The following is a 20377-nucleotide window of genomic DNA, read 5'->3' as shown; positions in this document are numbered from 1 at the left end:
GCGCCTTCCCCTTGCAGATTGACATAGCTTCCAGTGTTTAAGTCGTCGCGACCCAAGTAGTTACCGCGGTTGATAACCCAAGTGCCGTAGAGGCCCGTCCCTTGAACCGTGTTTGCGTGCATCTGCATGTTAATTCGGAATTGACCGTATGTGCCATACAGGGTCGGCGCAGTCTCCGCCTCATAAGTGTTAGGGCCGACTCCTTGAAAAGCAATGTGACGCTTCCAAGTCCCGCCGTCCGCAAAAAGTCCCGATGCGTACCAATCGATCGGTGCGACACCGCCTTGTCGCAGAACGATTGTCTCTGTCCCCCCGATCGAAGCCCGTGCAGCTTTGAGCCAAAGAGCAGCAGGTACTCCAATCGCCGCGAGTTTAAGCATTTCTCTCTTGTTCATGGGGCAGTCCTTTGAGGTAGGCAACCACAGCCGTTCATCGATGAAAGGCAGGACCGCCCGGGTGCGGCAAGATGGCCGTAGGTAACAGGGTATCTCGACGTGATTCACTTGCCAAGCCCTGCTCCCGGGGATCGGCTTTCGTGGGCAGCGAGGGCAGCGAGGGCAGCGAGGGCACCTTCGTGCTGCGCACTGCGGTATTCGCCCTTCGGGCGGCCGTGCGGGCTCATGCGTCCCCGGCTCGCACGGCCCGGCGCAGCTCGGCCAGCACGCCATCGGTGGGCGGGCGCACGCCGCGCCAGCCGGCGAAGGCCTCGGCCGCCTGCTCGACCAGCATGCCCAGGCCGTCGCGGCCGTGGCCGCCGTGCTCGCGGGCCCAGTCGAGAAAAGCCTGCGCGGGTGGGCCGTACATCATGTCCAGCGCCAGCGCGCCGCGGCGCAACACGCGCGCGGCCACCGGCACGGCAGCGCCAGTGAGGCTGGCCGCGCTGGCATTGATGACGACGTCGAAGTCGTTGCCGCAATCGGCCAGCCCGCTCGCGCGCAGCTCGCAGCCTTGACGGGCCGCCAGCGCCGCATGGCGCTGCACCAGTGCCTGGGCCTTGGCCGGTGAGCGATTGGCCAGCACCAGCAGCGCGGGCCCGGTGTCGAGCAGCGGGCCGAGAACGCCAGCGGCGGCGCCGCCAGCGCCGATCAGCAGCAGGTGGCGCCCCCGCAGGTCGATGCCCGCGTGATCTTCGATGTCGCGCACCAGGCCGGCACCGTCGGTGTTGTCGGCGTGCCAGCCGTGCGCATGCAAGTGCAGCGTGTTGGCTGCCTGCGCCAAGGCGGCGCGTGGCGTCAGGCTTGCGGCCAGCGCAGCCGCCTCGAACTTGAAAGGCACCGTGACGTTGCAGCCTCGCGCACCGCCCGCTGCAAAGGCGTCTACCGTCGCGGCAAAGCCGTCGAGCGGGCATGGCAGGCGGCCGTACTCGAGCCGCTGGCCGGTCAGCTCGGCAAAGCGTGCATGAATCCAGGGCGAACGGCTGTGTTCGACCGGGTGCCCGATCACCGCGTAGCGCTCGCTCGGCGCCGCGTCAGGCGAAGCCTTGTTCAACAACGCCGCTGCCTCATTGCGTGATCGACTGAAAGCGCGTCTCCAGCGCTTCGTCGCGCGTGAAGCGAAACCGCGACACGACCGCGATCTGGTCGGCCTGCTTGCGCATCGCCTCGGTGAACGGACCGAACGGCCCGGCGGCGCGCACGATCGCCTGTGCCCGCTGGTCGAGCGCGCGCTGGCCCGAGCCCTGCACGATCTCGGTTTCGAGCACGCGCCCGCGCGCGTCGACCCAGATCAGCATCACCAGCTCGCCATAGAGCTTCTTGCCCTTGTCCTCGGGAAAATTGCGCGTGCCCCGTTCTTCGATGCGGCGCTTGAGCACGTCGTAGTAGATCGCGTAGACCGCCTCGCTCGTCGAGGGGCTGACGTAGCGCTTGCGCGGCCTGGCGTTCTCGTCGTTGATGCGCTTTTCGATCTCGGCGAGCATTTGCAGCAACTGGCGCCGCTGCTCGTCTTGCGCGCGGGCTTGCGGTGTGCCCTCGTCGCGCTGCGGGTCGGGGGGCGGCAGCTTGGCCAGCTCGCGACGGATCTGCGCGAGCAACTGCGTCTGCTGCTCCTGCAGCGTCTGGATCTGCTTGCGCGCATCCTCCAGCGAGTCACCGACTTCGCTGGTGGCCGACGGCGGCAACGGCGACGTGGCGCGCCCGGCCTGCGCCTCGCCACCCCCGGCCAGCGCCGCCTGCGCGATCGCCTGCGCCTTCAGTGGGGGCTCGGTCGAGCGCGCGTTGACGAGGATCACCTCGAGCGGTGTGTCCTTGAACACGCGGTTGAAGCCCTCGGGGTCGACAAAGCGCACCGTGAGCAGCGCCGCATGCACACCGAACGAGAGCAGCAGCGCAATCTGCAGGGTGCTCAGTTGCCGCAGGCGCTGCCGCCAGGACGAGGTGGAGAATTTCATGCGGCCGCGGCCCTTCAGGTCGGTTCAGGCAGGAGCGTCGGCGGGCGCCGGCTCCGCTGGATTGTCCCCGTCCCGCAGGTCGATCGCTAGCGCCAGTGGTGCGCCGTCCTGCACGGCTTCGTCGGCCTCGTCCACGTCGACCGCAGCATCGTCAGCGGATGTCGCTGTGTCGTCCAGGCGCGTCAGCAGGCTGGCGTGCAGGTCGAGCGTGAGCAGGTCGATCCCGGTCACGCGCACGCGCACCCGTGCGCCGCGCGGCAGGGCTTCGCAACCGAGCGCGCGAAACACCAGCGGCAGCGTGTCGGCGCGCACCAGGCCGTCCTTCATGACCGCAGCGTCGAGTTCACTGACGCCCGCTTGCTGCAGGTGGCGGAGCGTCCAGTAGCGCTCCAACCCGTGCTGGAACTGGTTGTAGGCGGTGTACGCGGCCTCGAAGCCCGAAATCACCGAGAACAGCTCGGCGTCCTTGGGCTTGAACGGTGCCGCGAGCGCCGCGGTGCGGCCGTGGCGTGCGCACGCGACGATCTGCCACTGGTTGACCAGGTCGACGTAGCGGCGCAGCGGTGAGGTGGCCCAGGTGTATTGCTTCACGCCCATGCCGGCATGCGGCGCAGGCCGCACGCCCATGCGCACCTTGATGCCGGGCGAAAGGCTCGCCTGACTGCGGTAGATGCCGGGTACGCCGCACTCGGCGATCCAGCCGCCCCAGTGGCTGTTGGCGAGGATCATCGCTTCGGCCACGATCAGGTCCAGCGGCGAGCCGCGCTTGCGCTCGGTGATGACGACGGTCTCGCTGCCGTCGGGTTCGCCGTCCGCGCGGTTCGAGCCGTTGCCTTCGAGGCGGAAGTTGTAGTCGGGACGGTTGAAGTTTTCTGGCTTGCCGCGCACCACTTCGCGCTCGGCCTTCAGGTGCCGGGCGAGCCGAAACGCGAACGCCAACTCGGGCGCGAACGCGTAGTCGGCGCCGGCCTGGCCCGTCAGCGACGCCTCGGTGACCACCGCGTCGAGCTGATCGTGGCGCAGGTTGGCCGCAATCGGCACGCGTTCGAGCCGGGTCTCGGTGGCCTTCACTTGCAGCGTGGCGGCGTCGACGCTGACATACAGCGACACGGCGGGGCAATCGCGACCGGCCTCGAGCGTGTAGGCCTGCACTACCGCGTCGGGCAGCATGGTCAGCTTGTGGCCCGGCATGTAGACCGTCGACCAGCGGTTGCGGGCCAGCTGGTCGACCGGCGAGCCGGGCGCGAACGCGAGTGCGGGCGCAGCGATGTGCACGCCGAACACCACGGTGTCGCTGCCCAGCCCCTGGACCGAGATGGCGTCATCGATCTCGGTGGTGCTCGAGTCGTCGATCGAGAACGCGGGGCAGGGCGCCAGAGGCAGCTCGTCCTTGATGGCCGGCGCGGCGATCGCCACCACCGCGGTGCCCTTGGGGAAAAACTCGAACAGGAAGCGCCGCCAGTGAAACTGGTAGGGGCTGGTGATGGCCCCGGCCTCCTTGAGCAAGTCGAGCGGCGCCTTGTGCGAGCGCTTGGCGGCCTCGACCACGGCCTTGTATTCGGGGCCGTTCTTGTCGGGCTTGAACAGGATCTTGTAGAGCTGCTCGGCGATCGGTGCCGGGCAGCGGCCCGTCGCCAACTCGGTGGCCCAGCCATCGATCTGCGCGGCCTGCTGCGCCTTGCGCTCGATGGCCACGAGCGCCTGCTTGAGCACGTCTTCGGGCGCCTTGCGAAAGCGCCCCTTGCCGCGCCGGTGAAAGTAATGCGGCGCGTCGAACAGGCGCAGCAAGGTGGCCGCCTGTTGCGGCGCGTCGGCGTTGGCACCGTAATACTCGCGCGCGATCGTCTCGAAGCTGAACTCCTCGTCGGGCGCCACCTCCCAGATCAGGTCGCGGTCGATCTCGCCGGCAAGCGCCTGCGCCTGCGCGAGCAGTTCGGCCGGTGCCGGCTTGGCAAATCGCAGCAGCGCGTTGGCGCTCTTGACCTTCACGCGCTTGCCGGAATCGAGCTCGACCTGCAGCGAGCTTTCGGCCTCGGACATCACTCGGCCGGCGTGGAACTTGCCGGCGTCTTCGAACAGCGTATAGGTATCGGACATCGTGGCGGGGATTCTCCCATCCGCTGCTGCGCGATCCGGCGCGCGAAAGGTGTCGCTCTGTTCGGGTTTCGTCCGCTACGTTGGCGCGCAGCCACCACCCGCTCGAGACGCTGCGCCGATCCACACGCAAACCAGTGCTCGACGGCGCCGATCACCGACCATGGCGCTGCGTCGGTCATCTCGTCCAAACCCTCTCAAGCGAGGTCGAGGAAGCGCAGCACCTGCGGCAACTGCTGTTCGAAATCGCTGAGTGCGTGATCGCTGCCTTCAAGCAGAAGTCCCGGCGCTAGCGCATAGCGCGCCCGCATCTCGCGCCAGTCGAGCACTTCGTCGCCTTTGGCGATGAGCGCGAAATAGCGCTCAGGGGCGGTGATGGCCGTGGGTGTCATGGCGCGCAACTCGCCCACGTGCGCGGCAGTGAACACGAAGCGCTGCGCCGGGTCGTGCCAGGCCGCTTGTTCGCCGAGTTGACCGGCGAGGTCGCGGGCCGGGTCGACCGCCGGATTGAGCAGCACCGCGCGGCAGCCGCGGCGCTCGGCCAGCACGGTGGCGTAGAAGCCGCCGAGCGAGCTGCCGATGACGGCCATCGTCTCGCTGGGCCAGTTGGCGGCCAGGGCATCGATCAGTTCGCGTGCTTCGGCCGGCGAGGCCGGTAGCTGCGGGCAGCACCATTCAAGCGCATGGCCTTGCAGGCGCAAGCGTGCGATTTCGGCGGCCATGCGCCGCGCCTTGGTGGAGGCGGGCGACGAGCGAAAGCCGTGCAGGTAGAGCAGTTGATGCGGTGCCGTCATTCGCTTCAGCCGGCGAGTGCCGTCAGCAGCTTGGCGTGGACGTCGCCAAAGCCGCCGTTGCTCATGCACAGCACATGGTCGCCCGGGCGTGCAGCCTTCACGACGCGCCGCACCAGCGCGTCGATCGAGTCGCAGACGGCGGCGCGCTCGCCGAGCGGCGCGAGCGCTTCGCGCGCGTCCCAGCCCAGGCCGCCGCTGTGGCAAAACGACAAATCGGCCTCCTCCAGCGCCCAGGGCAACTGCGCCTTCATGGCGCCGAGCTTCATGGTGTTGGAGCGCGGCTCGAACACGGCCAGGATGCGCGGCCCGTCGCCCAGCGCGCCGAGCTTGCGGCGCAGCCCGTCGATGGTGGTGCGCATCGCGCTCGGATGATGGGCGAAGTCGTCGTAGACCTTCACACCAGCGGCTTCGCCACGCAGCTCCATGCGGCGTTTGACGTTCTCGAAACGCGCCAGCGCCCTGGCGGCCTCGGTGGGCGCGACGCCGGCATGCTCGGCCGCTGCGATCGCCGCCAGCGCATTGAGCTGGTTGTGTTCACCCAGCAGCGACCACTCGACGCGACCGACCTGTACGCCCGACTTGAGCACATCGAAGGCATGCGGCTCGCCACGCGCACGAAAGCCGGGCACGTCGCCGCGCACGCCAAAACGCGCCACGTCGCTCCAGCAGCCGCGCTCCAGCACATGTGCCAGGCTCGCCTCGCGCGCGTTGACGACCAGCCGCCCGCTGGCTGGCACGGTGCGCACCAGGTGGTGGAACTGGGTCTCGATCGCGGCGACGTCGGCAAAGATGTCGGCGTGGTCGAACTCCAGGTTGTTGAGCACCGCGGTGCGCGGGCGGTAATGCACGAACTTGCTGCGTTTGTCGAAGAAGGCCGTGTCGTACTCGTCGGCCTCGATCACGAACGGCGCGCTTTGGCCGCCGGGCCGCGCGGCGTGCAGGCGCCCCAGGCGCGCGCTCACGCCGAAGTTGCATGGCACGCCGCCCACCAGGAAGCCGGGTTGCTGCCCCGCGGCTTCAAGGATCCAGGCGAGCATCGCCGTCGTCGTGGTCTTGCCGTGCGTGCCGGCCACGGCCATCACGTGGCGGCCATGCAGCACGTGCTCGGCCAGCCACTGCGGCCCGCTGGTGTAGCGCGCCCCGGCGTCGAGGATCGCCTCCATCAGCGCGTTGCCACGCGAAACGACGTTGCCGACCACGAACAGGTCCGGCGCCAGCGTGAGTTGATCGCCCCCGTAGCCCTCGACGAGCTCGATGCCGAGGGCGCGCAATTGCTCGCTCATCGGCGGGTAGACGTTCGCATCGCAGCCGGTTACGCGGTGGCCGGCCTCACGCGCGAGAGCGGCCAGTCCACCCATGAAGGTGCCGCAAATACCCAGGATGTGCAGGTGCATGCACCGATTCTAGGAGCCGCCCCTTGACGTATCGCCTGCGTCGTGCCCCCTGGAATGGTCGGAACGCACGACGACGCAAGGCACGAGAAAACGACGATGGGCTCACTCATCAACCCCCTGCGCCTCGAGACCTGGACCGCGGCGCATGGCCTAAGCGACGAGTGTGGAGGCCGCTGCCGCTACCGGGCCTTTTGCGGTTGCGACGCGAGCGTCGAGCCGATGCTGGAAAAGCGCCGGCGCTTGCCCGAGCTGGCGCAGAGGCCCGGCCGCCGGCTCCACCATCGAGTGCGGCGCGTGGCCGCAGCCCCCACGGGCCTCACGCCTCCCGCGCGGCGCGCGCCGCGCCGAGGGTGGCTTCGAGGTCGGCGGGCGTGTGCGCGGCGCTCACGAAGCCGGCCTCATAGAGAGCCGGCGCGAGATAGATGCCGTGATCGAGCATCGCGTGGAAGAAGCGGTTGAAGCGCTGCTGGTCGGTGGCCATGACGCCCGGGTAGTCGTGCGGCAACTTGGCGGCGAAGAAGAAGCCGAACATGCCGCCTTCGCAATCGCCGGCCATTGGCACGCCCGCCTCGTGCGCCGCGCACAGCAGCCCGTCGGTGAGCGTGCGCGTGGTGCGCGCCAGCGCGTCGAAGAAACCGGGCTTGCGGATCTCGCGCAGGGTGGCCAGCCCGCAGGCCGTGGCGACCGGGTTGCCGCTGAGCGTGCCGGCCTGGTAGACCGGGCCGAGTGGCGCCAATTGCTCCATCACCGAGCGCGGGCCCGCGAAGGCTGCCAACGGCATGCCGCCGCCGATGACCTTGCCGAACACGCTGAGGTCGGGCGCGAAGCCGGGTATCGCCGCAGCGTAAAGGCTCTGCGCGCCGCCGAGGGCGACGCGAAAGCCGGTCATCACCTCGTCGAACACCAGCAGCGCGCCATGCCGTGTACACAGCTCGCGCAGCCGCTGCATGAAGGGCACGCCGGCGCGCACGAAATTCATGTTGCCGGCGATCGGCTCGATCATCACGCAGGCGATGCCCGGGCCATGCAGGTCGAACGTGGTTTCCAGCGCGGCGACATCGTTGTAGGGCAGCACGAGCGTGTCTCGCACCACCTCGGGCGGCACGCCGGCCGAGGTCGGGTGGCCGAAGGTCGCGAGGCCCGAGCCGGCCTTGACCAACAGCGCGTCGGCGTGGCCGTGATAGCAGCCTTCAAACTTGACGATCTTGCTGCGCCCGGTGGCGCCGCGCGCCAGGCGCAGCGCGCTCATCGCGGCCTCGGTGCCGGAGCTCACCAGCCGCACCTGCTCGGCACTCGGCACGAGCTGCAAAATGGTTTCGGCCAGCTCGATCTCGCGCTCGGTGGGGGCGCCGAAGCTCAGGCCATCGGCCACCGCCTTGTGGACCGCTTCGAGCACGGCGGGGTGGCCATGGCCGAGGATCATCGGGCCCCAGGAGCCGATGTAGTCGATGTAGCGCTTGCCATCGGCATCCCACAGGTAGGCGCCTTCGGCACGTTCGATGAAGCGCGGCGTGCCGCCCACCGCACGAAATGCCCGCACCGGCGAATTCACGCCACCGGGAATGCTGCGTTGGGCCCGCGCGAAAAGGCCTGCGTTGCGGGACTCAGGCATGGCCGAACGAGGGTGTCAGTGAATGCGGCGCGGGCCGCGGTCGGCAGCGGGCGCCTCGTCGGAGGCCGTCTCGCCGAGTGCGGCTTCGAGATCTTCGCCAGGTTCGGCCTCGGGCAAGGCCCAGAAAAAACGGTCCGGGACGACGTTGCCCATGCCAGGACGAAAGCCGGCATCGAGCGCCTGGTCGAGAAAGCTGAGCGCCTCCGACACGGCCAAGTGCAGGTCTTGTCCGCTGGCCAATAGCGAAGCAAGTGCCGCCGCCAGCGTCTCGCCGGCACCGACGAAGCTGGCATCGAAGCGTTCGAACTTCTCGCCGGTGATCGCGCCCTGGGGCGAGGCGAGCACGTTGTCGACCTGCGCCTCGCTGCCCTTGCCGGCCGGCAGGGCGATGCCGGTCACGAGCACGTAGCGTGCGCCGAGTTCGCCGGCCGCCACGGCCAGCTCGCGCGCCGAAGGCGGGCGCTCGCCGTCCCATTCGGGCAGCAGGAAGTCGATCAGCGTCTGCTGGTTGCCCACCAGCACTTCGGTGGCCGGCAGGATCAGTTCACGCAAGGCATCCAGGTAGGCCTGCTGGTCGTCCTCTTCAAGCCAGGACACGCTCGACAGGTAGGTGACCAGGGGCACGTCGGGGTAGTCGCTCAGCACCTCGGCCACCCCGGCCACGCCCTCGGCGCTGCCGAGAAAGCCCACCTTCCAGGCGGCGATCGTGATGTCTTCGAGGATGCTGCGCGCCTGCTCGACAATGGTTTCGGCCTCGATCTCGTGCGAGTCAAACACCTCGGCGGTGTCGCGCATCACGATCGAGGTGACCACCGGCAGCGCATGTGCGCCCATGGCGGCAATGGTGGAGATGTCACCGGCCAAGCCGCCCGCGCCGCTGGGGTCACTGGCATTGAAGCTCATCACGCAAGCGGGCGGCGCATCGCCTTCGGAGGTCTCTTCGGGGCGGTCGGCAGCGCTCTGCGCGGGGGTATTCATGGTGGTTCCGTCGAAGGGTCCGGCCGCGATGCGCAGGCAGTCACGAAGTTCCAGAGAATTATGAGGAATGTTGCGTATGTGCCCACTGATCCTTGTCTTTCTGCCAGGGGCGCTCGCTACAATCTTGCTTCATTGTAGTGACGACCGGCCTAGATACCGTGAGCGAAACGAAAACCTGGATGTGCCTCATATGTGGTTGGATTTATGAGGAGGCGTCCGGGGATCCAGAGCACGGCATCGCGCCAGGCACAGCCTGGGCCGATGTGCCAATGAACTGGACCTGTCCCGAATGCGGCGCACGCAAGGAGGACTTCGAGATGGTGCAGATCTAGGCTTTCCACCTTCGTTGAGGAGCACGGCCGGTGAACCAGGCGCTGATTCAAGCGGGTAGCGAGGGGGCGGTGGAACAGGCAAAGCGGGTGCTGGTCATCGATGACAGCAACACGATTCGCCGCAGTGCCGAGATTTTTCTTAAGCAGGGGGGCTACACGGTGCTGCTGGCTGAGGACGGCTTCGATGCGCTTGCCAAGGTCAACGACCACCAGCCTCACCTGATTTTCTGCGACATCCTGATGCCGCGCCTGGACGGCTACCAGACCTGCGCCATCATCAAACGCAACCCCAAGTTCGCCGGTGTGCCGGTGATCATGCTGTCATCCAAGGACGGTTTGTTCGACAAGGCCCGGGGCCGCATGGTCGGCTCCGAGGACTACCTCACCAAGCCCTTCACCAAGGACCAGTTGCTGCGGGCGGTGCAACAGCACTGCCGCGCCGCGTGAGGCCAGAGCCACGCCCCGGTGCGTTGCCAGCGTTGCCTAGAGGACCCATCATGGCGATCGAAAAGATCTTGCTCGTCGACGACTCGAAGACCGAGTTGCATTTCCTGTCTGATCTGTTGACCAAGCGCGGCTACAAGGTACGCACGGCGTCGAACGGCGAAGAGGCCATGAAGCGCCTGGGCGAGGACAAGCCCGATCTCATCCTGATGGACGTGGTCATGCCCGGCCAGAACGGCTTCCAGCTTACGCGGGCGATCACTCGTGACCCACGCTTCGAGGGCGTGCCCGTGATCATGTGCACCAGTAAGAATCAGGAAACCGACAAAGTCTGGGGCATGCGCCAAGGCGCGCGCGACTACGTCGTCAAGCCGGTCGACGCCGACGAGCTGATCGCCAAGATCCGCGCCTTCGACTGACGGCGCCGACCTTTCGCACCAGGGCCCTCACCGCATGGCGAACAAGGAAGCTCTGCGCGAGCTGCAAAGCCGGTTGGCCGAACGCCTGCAGGCGGCGCGTTTCGAGACCAGCGCCGTCGCCTGGCTAGCGGTCGAATGCGCGGGTCAGGGCGTGTTGCTACCGCTGGCCCAGGCCGGCGAGATCTTTGGTTTGCCGACCCTCATGCCGGTGCCCCACACCAGTGACTGGTTCGTCGGCGTTGCCAATCTGCGCGGGCGCCTGCATGGCGTGGTGGACTTGGCGGGCTTTCTCGGGCTTCGTGCGAACGCGGCGATCGAGCTGCGCCGCGAACAATCGCGCTTGGTCGCGTTCAATCCGACACTCGAGTTGAACTGCGCGTTGCTGGTCGACCGGCTGGCCGGTCTGCGCGGCGTCGAGCAATTGCAGCCCGACCCCGACGGCGCGCCGCGTCCGGCGTTTGCTGGCACGCGCTATGTCGATGCCAATGGGCGCCGCTGGCAGGAACTGCAGCTGGTCGCATTGGCGAGCGACGACGCATTTTTGAGGATCGCCCGGTGAGCGCGTTTGCAGCGTGCGGGTGCGCCTGGACTGAATGGAGCGAGGGGCGTTTATGAGCTTTCTGAACAAATTCAAGGGACGGGGCCAGCGCAGTGCGGCCACGTCCGAACCCGGGGAAGACCTGTCCTTCGACGAGGCCTACCCGGCCGATGACGCGGGCGTCCTCAGCCTCGAGGCCGCGGTGGCGCAGGACGCCACCACGCTGGCCGGCACTTTCGACACTTCGATCATTTCGGAGTCGGCTCCTTCGGAGCTTCCCGGCGACTTCACCGTCACCCGCGCCCCAGGCGACGATGCCCCGGCGTTGGGCGGGCTGCCGCTGATCGGTGGCATGCGTGCCGGGCTGCAGCAGCGCGTGCTGGGGGGGGCGCTGCTGCTGGGTGTACTCGGCCTGGTGGTGGTGACGGTGGCGTCGTTTAACGCGGCCAACCAGGCGTCCAGCCATCTGGCCGCGACCGGCGCCGCCCTGATGCAATCGCAACGCCTGGCGAAGTCGGTTTCGCTGGCGCTGATCGGCAGCACGGCGGCCTTCCCCGAAGTGAAGGAAAGTGCGGCTGTGCTTGTTGCGTCGGCGCGCGGCTTGCATGCGGGCAGCGAGACCTCGGGCGCGGTGCGGGCCTCGGTGCAGGCCACGCTCGAGCCGTTGATGCCCTTGATCGACAAGGCCGAGAAGAACGCCAACACCGTGATTGCGCAGCAGGCGACGCTCACGCAGGTGAGCCAGGCGCTGCGCGCCATCAACAAGCAGTCGTCGGAGCTGCTCGACATCGCCGAGACGGTGTCCTCGCTCAAGCTACAACACGACGCGTCATCGGCTGAGCTGTCCGCCGTCGGCCAGGCGGTCATGCTCACGCAGCGCATCGGCAAGTCGGCCAACGAATTCCAGACCGTCGAAGGCGTGTCGCCCGAGGCTGTGTTTCTGCTCGGCAAGGACTTGAATTTGTTTCGCGAGATCGTCCAAGGTCTGCTCGACGGCAATGCCGAGCTGCGGCTAGCGGCCTCCAAGGACGCCGCGACGCGCGAGCGCCTGCAGGCGCTGCTCAGGCAATACGAACTGACCCGCACGCAAGCCGGCACCATTCTCGGCAACCTGCAGGGCCTGGTGTCGGCGCGCGAGGCGCAGGCGCAGATCGTGTCCGACAGTGAACCGCTTCGAAAGGGTCTGCAAGACGTGCATGACCAATTGCAGGCGAGTTCGGGCCTGTCGGGTCTGGACCTCGTGCTGATCATCGGTTCGGTGGCGCTCATGCTGGCCGGCCTGCTCGGCCTGCTCTATCGCTACCTGCAGGATCAGCGTCAGAACGCCGCGCTCGCCAATGCGCAGCGCGGCGAAGCCGAACGCCAGGAGCAGGAAGCCAAGCGCGTCAACGACGCCAACCAGGCGGCGATCCTGCGGCTCATGAACGAGCTTCAGACGGTGGCCGAGGGTGACCTGACGCAGCAGGCAACCGTGACCGAAGACATCACCGGCGCGATCGCCGATTCGGTGAACTACACGGTCGAGGAACTTCGCACGCTGGTGTCGCAGGTGCAGGGCACGGTGTCGCGCATGACCGAGACGACGACGCAGGTGGAAGCCACCTCGACCGAGCTGCTGGCGGCCTCGGACGAGCAGCTGCGCGAGATCCGGGAAACCGGCGAGTCGGTGCTGAAGATGGCCGGGCGCATCAACGGTGTGTCGGCGCAGGCCACGCAGTCGGCCCAGGTGGCGCGCCAGTCGCTGGTGGCGGCCGAGTCGGGTCTGCAGGCCGTGCAGGACGCGATCGGCGGCATGAACACGCTGCGCGACCAGATGCAAGACACCTCCAAGCGCATCAAACGCCTGGGCGAGTCTTCGCAAGAAATCGGCGAAATCACCGAGCTGATCTCCGACATCACCGAGCAGACCAACGTGCTGGCGCTCAACGCGGCCATCCAGGCGGCCTCGGCCGGCGAGGCCGGACGTGGCTTCTCGGTCGTGGCCGAAGAGGTGCAGCGGCTGGCCGAGCGCTCGGGCGACGCCACCAAGCAGATCGCAGCGCTGGTGAAGACCATCCAGACCGACACCCAGGACGCGGTGGCCGCCATGGAGCGCTCCACGCAGGGCGTGGTCGAGGGCGCCAAGCTGTCCGACAACGCCGGCACGGCGCTCGGCGAAATCGACCGCGTGTCACGTCAGCTGGCCGAGCTGATCGAGGAAATTTCCGACGAAACCTCGCGCGAGGCGCAGTCGGCCAATGTGGTGGCGGCCAACATCCAGCACATCTTTGCGGTGACCGAGCAAACCGGCGACGGGACGCGTTCGACGGCGCAGCTGGTGCGCGAGTTGTCAAAGACCGCCGAGGAACTCAGGACCTCGGTGGCGCGATTCAAGATCGCCTGATCGGCGCGTGGCCCGAGGCGCACGCGCCGGGCCGGGAAAGGGCAGCACACGAGGCACAGCGCATGGACATCAGCCAACCCGACATGCTCGACGACGTCAGCGCCCTGGCCTGGGTTCAGGATGAGCTGCGCAAGTCGCTCGAAGGCGCGCACAAGGCGCTGCGTCGCGCGCTGCGCGAGACCGAGTCGACCTACGATTCCGACCTCGACGATGTCGAGCCCACGCTGCTGCGCACCGCACGCCAGCAATTGCATCAAGGCGTCGGCGTGCTCGAGCTCGTCGGGCTGCCGGCCGGCGCCACGCTGCTGCGCGCCAGCGAGGCGCTGGTGCAGCGCTACATCGCCAAGCCGCACAAGCTCGACATCGGTGCGGTCGAGGCGATCGAGCGCGCGTCCTATGCCTTGCTCGACCTGCTGGCGCGGCGCCTTGGGGGCAAGTCGGTGTCGCCGGTGGCACTGTTTCCGCAGTACCGCGTGGTGCAGGAACTGGCCGGCGCCGAGCGCGTCCATCCGGCCGATCTGTGGCCGCAAGACTGGCAGTGGCGCGCGTTGGCGCCCGAGGCCGACGTCGCGCCGCGCCGCGCCGACGCCGCATTCGGCACTGAATTCGAGCGTCAGGTCCTCGTCTTGATGCGCAACAGTGGTCCGGCGGTACTGGTACGCCTGGGCGACCTGAGTGCCGGCCTCGCAGCCGGCGCCGCCCAGTCGCATGCGGCGACGCTGTGGCGCTTGGGCGCTGCGTTTTTCGAGGCGCAGGCGCTCGGTCTGCTCGTGCCCGACGTCTACTGCAAGCGCCTTACCTCGCGCCTGCTGGCCCAACTGCGAGCCCAGCAGCGCGGCGACGCAACGGCCGGCGAGCGGCTGGCGCAGGACCTGCTGTTCTTCTGCACCCATGCGCGCGACCCGCAAGCCGGGCAGGCGCCGCGCCTGTCGGCCGTGTTGCAGGCCTACCCGCGCCGCAGCGAACCGCTGCCGGCCGACTACAGCATCGTCACGCTCGGACGTTACGACCCGGCCTGGGTGACGCAAGCCAAGAAACGCGTTGCGACCGCCAAAGACACATGGTCGGCGGTGGCGGGCGGCGAAATGCACCGCCTGAGCGGCCTGAACGAACAATTCAGCCTGGTGGCCGATTCGCTCAAGCGCCTGGTGCCGGGTGGCGAGCAGTTGGCCGATGCGCTGGCGCGCGCGGTGGGACGGCCGGTGCAGTCGGCCAGTGCGCCGCAGCCGCAGCTCGCCATGGAAGTGGCAACCAGCGTGCTCTACCTCGAAGCTACGCTGGAGGACGGCGCCTTCGACCATGCTGACCAGGCGCCGCGCGTGAAGCGGCTCGCCCAGCGCATCGACGCGGTGCTCGGCGGTGCCGCGCCCGAGCCGCTCGAAGTCTGGATGGAGGAGCTCTACCGCCGTGTCTCCGACCGCCAGACCATGGGCAGCGTGGTGCACGAGCTGCGCAGCGCGCTGTCGGAGTCCGAGAAGCTCATCGACCAGTTCTTCCGTGCGCCCACGGAGCCGGCGGTACTGATGCCCGTGCCGGCGCAATTGCAGGCAATGCGCGGCGTGTTCTCGGTGCTCGGGCTCGACCAGGCCACGCTCGCCGTGCTGCGCATGCGCGACGATGTCGACGCCTTCGTGACCGCCGGCACCGACGCGCGCCACCAGCAGCCGCTGTTCGAGCGCCTGGCCGGCAACCTGAGCGCCCTGAGCTTCCTGATTGACTTGCTGGGCGTGCAGCCGCAGGTCGCCAAGACGATGTTCCGCTTCGACGCCGCCAGCGGTCTGCTCGTCTCGCAGATGGTCCGCCGCAGCACGTCGTTGCAAGAGGCGGCTGTCTCCCGCCTGGAGCCGGCGCTGATCGCCCAGGCGCAATCGCTCGCCAGCGCCGCTTCGAGCCTGGATATGCCGTTGGCCCAGGTCTCGCGCGAGCTCGAGCGACTCTCGCTGGAGCCCGACGTGTTGTCGCAGTCCCAATTGGCGGCCAGCCTGTCGAGCGCACGGGCCGCCATCGATCGCACCGCCGCACCGTACGCCAAGCGGCAGACCGAAGCGAGCGCCCGCGAGCAGGTGGCCGATGCGCTCGCGGACTTCGTCTCCACCGCGTCGGATCCGGTCGGCCTCGACAGTGCGCGGGTCTCGGCGCCGCTGCCGCTGATTTCGCTGGTACCGGCCGCCGCGGTCGAGCTGACCGGACTCGAAGCAGACGCCGAGATGCGCGACATTTTTCTCGAGGAAGCGCGCGAGGTGCTCGAGACCGCGCGGGGCGCGCTGACCGCGCTGCAGGCCGAGCCGTCCAGCGTCGAGCAGCTCACCAACTTGCGGCGGGTCTTCCATACGTTCAAGGGCAGCTCGCGCATGGTCGGCCTGCGCGAGTTCGGCGAAGCCTCGTGGGCGTGCGAGCAGCTCTACAACGCCGTGCTGGCCAGCCAGCAGGCCGCCCGCCCCGAGCTGCTGCGCACCACCGGCGAGGCGCTCGATCACCTGAGCGGCTGGGTCGACGCGATCGCGGCCGGCAACGTGGCCGGCTGGCACAGCGCGCCGTTGTGCCGCGTGGCCGACTCACTGCGCCGCTCGGGCCGCTACCTGAGCCTTGAGGATGCGCGGCCGGCGCCGACGCCGGTGGCGTCGTCAGCGCCGATCACTTTCGTGCTGCCGGCCGCCAGCGAGCTCGACCTCGTCGCACCGGTCGAGGCGCCGCTCGAGCCCGTGGCCGCGCCGCATGCGGCCACGCCCAGTGCACGTCCGGTGTCGGGCCTGGACTTCCGCTTTGATCTGGGCGATGGCGAAGCGGCCGTCGCGCCGGTGAAGTCCGAGGAAGCGACCGCCCGCCTCGAGCCCGAAGCGCCTGAAGTCGCCGCATCGCCCGACGATGCGCCGCGGGTCGGAGCGGTGCAATTCGACGAGTTCGAGACGTTCGTCGATGTCGTCCGGGTCGACGTGCCGATGACCGACGACGAATTCGACATCGCCGCGACGATGCCGATGGCGCTGCTCATCGAGGATGCGCCGCTGTACACCGCTTCGCCGGAAGAGCCGCTGATCACCACGCTCGAGCTCGACATGCCGGCGCCTGGCGCGGCACTCGAGATTGCGCCGCTGATCCAGCCCTTGCATCCCAAGGTGCCGGTGGCGCCAGACTTCAAAGTCGTCTCGGCCAACGAGGCGTTCGAGGAAGGCGTGCCGCCGTCCGAACCGATACCGGCCGAGCCCTCGCTGATCGAGCCGGGCGACGGGGTGCATGTCTTGCAGCCCTCGGACCACGACGCTGGAACCGAGGCGCCCGAGGCGGTCGAGTTAATCGAGGTGCCCGAGGTCGAGGAGCTTGCCCAAACTGCCGAGGCGTACGAACCCAACGGGGCCTACGACGATCAGCTCAAGGTCGTCGGGTCCTTGCACGTCAGCATCCCGCTGTTCAACATCTATCTGAACGAGGCCGACGAACTCTCGCGCCGCCTCGGCACTGAGTTGTCCGAATGGGCGCTCGAACTGCAAAGGCCGGTCGGCGAGACGACGATCGCGCTGGCGCATTCGCTGGCCGGCAGCTCGGCGACGGTGGGCTTCGCGGATCTCTCCGCGCTGGCCCGACAGCTCGAGCACGCGCTGTTGCACTCGCAAACACTGGGTCGTGGACGCGCCGACGACGCGCGGCTGTTCAACGACGTGGCCGACGAGGTACGTCGGCTCTTGCACCAGTTCGCGGCCGGCTTCCTGAGGTCGCCGCCGCCCGAGCTGCTCCAGCGACTGGCCGCCTACGAGATCGAGATGGCCCAGCGCCTGACGACACTCGCGGCGACGCAGCAGGAAGAAATGCCGGTCGAGGAGCCAGTCTCGCTGTCGATGCCCGCAGCGCTCGTGCTGACGGCCGAGCCGGTGGCGTTGGCCGTTTTGCCACCGCGGCAGGCTCAGCCGCCGCAGCAGCCGGCCGACAGCCTGGCGGGCTCGAGCTCCTTCACCGAATTCGGACAGACCGCGTACAAGCCCTTCGTGCCGCACTTCGTCGACGCGCCGCGGCCGGTCAGCCGCGCCGCGTTCGACAGCGAGCAAGACATCGACTCGGTCGACATGGTCGACCTCGACCTGTTTCCGATCTTCGAGGAAGAGGCGCAGGAGCTGCTGCCCGAACTGGCCTCGCACCTGCGCGACTGGGCGCAGCTGCCCCAGGTGGTGGCGCACGCCACCGCCAGCATGCGCACGCTGCATACGCTCAAGGGCGGCGCACGGCTGGCCGGCGCGATGCGCCTGGGTGAACTGGCGCACCGGCTGGAAACGGCGATCGAGCACCTGGTCGCGCGCGAGACCGCGACCGCTCCCGAGGTGGAGCAGTTGCTCGACCGTGCCGATGGCCTGGGCGTCGCCTTCGAGGCGCTGCGCCAGCGCGACGCCGCCGCCTATGCCGCGGCGCCCGAGGCCCTGCAGCCGCTGGCCGACACGCCTGACGTGCATGTCGTGACCACCGCCTGGCCGCCGCTCGACAATGCGCCGACATACCAGCCCGAGCCGGTGCTGCCGGATTTCGCCGATCCGGTTGCGGCGGACGCCGTGACGCCGCTGTCGCCGTCATCGGTCGGGCCGGCGATGCCGAGTCCCGTGACGCCGCTTGCGGCGCGCGAGATCGACTGGGCGCGGTTCGCACTCGGTGCGGCCGCGGCGCGGCTGGCGCCGGCCGAACGTGCGCCGCTGGCATCCGTCGCGGCGGTGCGGGTGCGCACGCAGTTGCTCGACCGCCTGGTCAACCAGGCCGGCGAGGTGAGCATCGCGCGCGCGCGGCTTGAATCCGAGGTCGGCCAGATCAAGAACTCGCTCGGCGACCTGACCGACAACCTCGAGCGCCTGCGCCAGCAATTGCGCGACATCGAGCTGCAGGCCGAGACGCAGATGAGCACGCGCATGGAGGCGGCCAAGGTCGCGTCGCAGTCCTTCGATCCGCTCGAGTTCGACCGATTCACGCGCTTCCAGGAGATCACGCGGATGATGGCGGAGTCGGTCAACGACGTCGCCACGGTGCAGCGCGCGCTGCAGCGCACGCTGCAGATCGCCGAGGATGAGCTGGCGGTGCAGGCACGGCTGACGCGCGACCTGCAAGATGACTTGCTGCGCACGCGCATGGTCGAGTTCGAGGGCCTGTCGGAGCGGCTCTACCGCGTCGTGCGCCAGGCCGCCAAGGAGACCGGCAAGCAGGTGCGGCTGGACATCGTCGGCGGTTCGATCGAAGTCGACCGCGGCGTGCTGGATCGCATGACGGGCGCGTTCGAGCACCTGCTGCGCAACTGCGTCACCCACGGCGTCGAGTCGCCCGAGCAGCGCGTCGCGGCCGGCAAGGAGCCGGTGGGCAGCATCGTGGTCGCGCTGCACCAGGAGGGCAACGAAGTCAGCGTCGAGTTTCGCGATGACGGCGCCGGGCTGGACATGGCGCGCATCCGCGACAAGGGCGTGGCCGCCGGCTTCATCGACGCCAGCGCAGTGCATGCCGACGTCGATCTGGCCAACCTGATCTTCATGCCCGGTTTCACCACGGCCGAGGCGGTCACCGAGCTGGCCGGGCGTGGTGTGGGCCTGGACGTGGTGCGCGCCGATGTCAACGCGCTCGGGGGTCGCATCGAAACCGCCTCGGCCATCGGCCAGGGCACCAGCTTCAAGCTCGTGCTGCCGCTCACCACGGCGGTGACGCAGGTCGTCATGCTGCGCTGTGGCGAGGCCACGGTGGCGGTGCCTTCGAAGCTGGTGGAGATCGTGCGCCGCGCGACGCCGGCCGACATCGAGGTCGCCTATGCCAGCGGTGCCTACATCCACAACGGCCAGCCGCTGCCGTTCTTCTGGCTCGGCGCGTTGCTGCAGATCAGCCCGCGCGGCGGCGACCTGACGGCGCGCTCGTTGCCGGTGGTGGTGATCCGGTCGGCGCAGCAGCGCATGGTGTTGCACGTCGACGAAGTGCTCGGCAACCAGGAAGTGGTCGTCAAGAACCTCGGGCCGCAGCTTTCGCGCCTGCCGGGCCTGGCCGGGGTGACGCTGCTTGCATCGGGCGCGGTCGCGCTGATCTACAACCCGGTGGCCTTGGCCACCGTGTACGGCGAAGCGGCGCGCCAAGCGATGGTTGCGACGCACCACGGCATGGCGGGTGCGTCGCTGCTGTCGCAGCCCGCGCTCGCCGCAGCGCGCGCGCCGCTGGTGCTGGTGGTCGACGATTCGCTCACGGTGCGCCGCGTCACGCAGCGCCTTCTCGCTCGTGAGGGCTATCGCGTGGTGCTCGCCAAGGACGGCCTCGATGCGCTCGAGCGGCTGGCCGAGGAGCGACCCACGGTGGTGCTGTCGGACATCGAGATGCCGCGCATGGACGGCTTCGACCTGGTGCGCAACATCCGCAGCGATGCCCACCTGAGGGCGCTGCCGGTGATCATGATCACTTCTCGCATCGCACAGAAGCACCGGGACTACGCCTCCGAGCTGGGCGTGAACCACTACCTCGGCAAGCCCTACGGCGAGGAAGAGCTGCTCGCGCTGGTGGCGCGCTACTGCACCGCGCTGGCGTAGCCCTGTTGTCGCCAGGCGTCGAACACCGCGACGGCGACGGCATTGGACAGATTGAGGCTGCGCTGGCCGGCGCGCATTGGGAGGCGCACGCGCTGCGCCGGTGCGAAGCGCTCGCGCAGTGCCGGGTCGAGCCCGAGCGTTTCGTTGCCGAACACGAGCCAGTCGCCGGGCTGCCAGCGCACCGCAGCGAGCGGTCGGCTGCCCAGTGTCGTGAAGGCAAAGAGCCGCAAGGGATCGGGTGCTTCGGCGCCCAGCAGCGCGTCCCATGAAGCATGGCGACGCACCGCGGCGTGCTCGTGGTAATCGAGCCCGGCGCGTCGCAGCAGCTTGTCGTCCATCGAGAAGCCCAGCGGCTCCACCAGGTGCAGCCGGCAGCCGGTGTTGGCCGCCAGCCGGATCACGTTGCCGGTATTCGGCGGAATCTCCGGCGCGACAAGCACGATGTTGAACATGCGTGGATTGTCGGTGCGCCGCAC

General features: G+C 68.5%; 15 protein-coding genes. 6 read left to right on the top strand and 9 right to left on the bottom strand.

Annotated features, from left to right (window positions below; genetic code table 11):
- The 8 genes from RMO12_RS00215 to RMO12_RS00180 form a co-directional block, all read right to left on the bottom strand.
- On the bottom strand, positions 1-395 hold a 395-nt coding region (locus RMO12_RS00215; protein WP_309637767.1), incomplete at its 3' end, for a hypothetical protein.
- Positions 396-618: 223 nt separating this feature from the next.
- Entirely contained in the window at positions 619-1488 is an 870-nt protein-coding gene (gene aroE, locus RMO12_RS00210) for a shikimate dehydrogenase (protein WP_309625268.1), read from the bottom strand.
- 13 nt (positions 1489-1501) lie between these two features.
- Positions 1502-2389 (bottom strand): TonB family protein, encoded by an 888-nt coding sequence (locus tag RMO12_RS00205; RefSeq protein WP_309625267.1) that lies wholly within the window; start codon positions 2387-2389, stop codon positions 1502-1504.
- 24 nt (positions 2390-2413) lie between these two features.
- Entirely contained in the window at positions 2414-4486 is a 2073-nt protein-coding gene (locus tag RMO12_RS00200) for an RNB domain-containing ribonuclease (protein WP_309637766.1), read from the bottom strand.
- A 194-nt stretch (positions 4487-4680) separates the two neighbouring features.
- On the bottom strand, positions 4681-5277 hold the full coding sequence (locus tag RMO12_RS00195; protein WP_309637765.1) for a YqiA/YcfP family alpha/beta fold hydrolase: 597 nt from the start codon (positions 5275-5277) through the stop codon (positions 4681-4683).
- 5 nt (positions 5278-5282) lie between these two features.
- Positions 5283-6671 carry a UDP-N-acetylmuramate:L-alanyl-gamma-D-glutamyl-meso-diaminopimelate ligase gene (gene mpl / locus RMO12_RS00190; protein ID WP_309637764.1) on the bottom strand — a complete coding sequence of 463 codons (1389 nt, stop codon included), beginning with the start codon at positions 6669-6671 and terminating at the stop codon, positions 5283-5285.
- A 316-nt stretch (positions 6672-6987) separates the two neighbouring features.
- Positions 6988-8283 carry a glutamate-1-semialdehyde 2,1-aminomutase gene (gene hemL / locus RMO12_RS00185; RefSeq protein WP_309637763.1) on the bottom strand — a complete coding sequence of 432 codons (1296 nt, stop codon included), beginning with the start codon at positions 8281-8283 and terminating at the stop codon, positions 6988-6990.
- 15 nt (positions 8284-8298) lie between these two features.
- Positions 8299-9261, bottom strand: a complete 963-nt coding sequence (locus RMO12_RS00180; RefSeq protein ID WP_309637762.1) for a bifunctional hydroxymethylpyrimidine kinase/phosphomethylpyrimidine kinase — start codon at positions 9259-9261, stop codon at positions 8299-8301.
- A gap of 179 nt (positions 9262-9440) precedes the next feature.
- Between RMO12_RS00180 and RMO12_RS00175 the strand changes: the two genes are divergently transcribed.
- The 6 genes from RMO12_RS00175 (at position 9441) to RMO12_RS00150 (ending at position 19901) form a co-directional block, all read left to right on the top strand.
- The gene (locus tag RMO12_RS00175) at positions 9441-9593 is read left to right on the top strand and encodes a rubredoxin (RefSeq protein WP_309625271.1); all 153 of its coding nucleotides are present in this window, start codon (positions 9441-9443) and stop codon (positions 9591-9593) included.
- A gap of 30 nt (positions 9594-9623) precedes the next feature.
- Entirely contained in the window at positions 9624-10040 is a 417-nt protein-coding gene (locus tag RMO12_RS00170; RefSeq protein WP_309637761.1) for a response regulator, read from the top strand.
- A gap of 50 nt (positions 10041-10090) precedes the next feature.
- A complete protein-coding gene (locus tag RMO12_RS00165; RefSeq protein WP_309637760.1) occupies positions 10091-10456 on the top strand; it encodes a response regulator in 366 nt (121 codons plus the stop codon).
- Between the two features lie 34 nt (positions 10457-10490).
- Positions 10491-11015 (top strand): chemotaxis protein CheW, encoded by a 525-nt coding sequence (locus RMO12_RS00160; RefSeq protein ID WP_309625260.1) that lies wholly within the window; start codon positions 10491-10493, stop codon positions 11013-11015.
- A gap of 52 nt (positions 11016-11067) precedes the next feature.
- On the top strand, positions 11068-13377 hold the full coding sequence (locus RMO12_RS00155) for a methyl-accepting chemotaxis protein (RefSeq protein WP_309637759.1): 2310 nt from the start codon (positions 11068-11070) through the stop codon (positions 13375-13377).
- A gap of 62 nt (positions 13378-13439) precedes the next feature.
- Positions 13440-19901: an Hpt domain-containing protein gene (locus tag RMO12_RS00150; protein WP_309637758.1), complete on the top strand. Its 6462-nt coding sequence runs from the start codon at positions 13440-13442 to the stop codon at positions 19899-19901.
- Here the strand turns inward: RMO12_RS00150 and RMO12_RS00145 are convergent.
- Positions 19880-20353 carry a tRNA (cytidine(34)-2'-O)-methyltransferase gene (locus RMO12_RS00145; RefSeq protein WP_309637757.1) on the bottom strand — a complete coding sequence of 158 codons (474 nt, stop codon included), beginning with the start codon at positions 20351-20353 and terminating at the stop codon, positions 19880-19882. The genes RMO12_RS00150 and RMO12_RS00145 overlap by 22 nt on opposite strands.
- Positions 20354-20377 lie beyond the last annotated feature (24 nt).

It is taken from the genome of Methylibium sp. (assembly GCF_031393925.1).
In the GTDB taxonomy this organism is placed as follows: Bacteria; Pseudomonadota; Gammaproteobacteria; order Burkholderiales; family Burkholderiaceae_C; genus Methylibium.
This window is presented reverse-complemented; position numbering and strand designations above follow the sequence as displayed.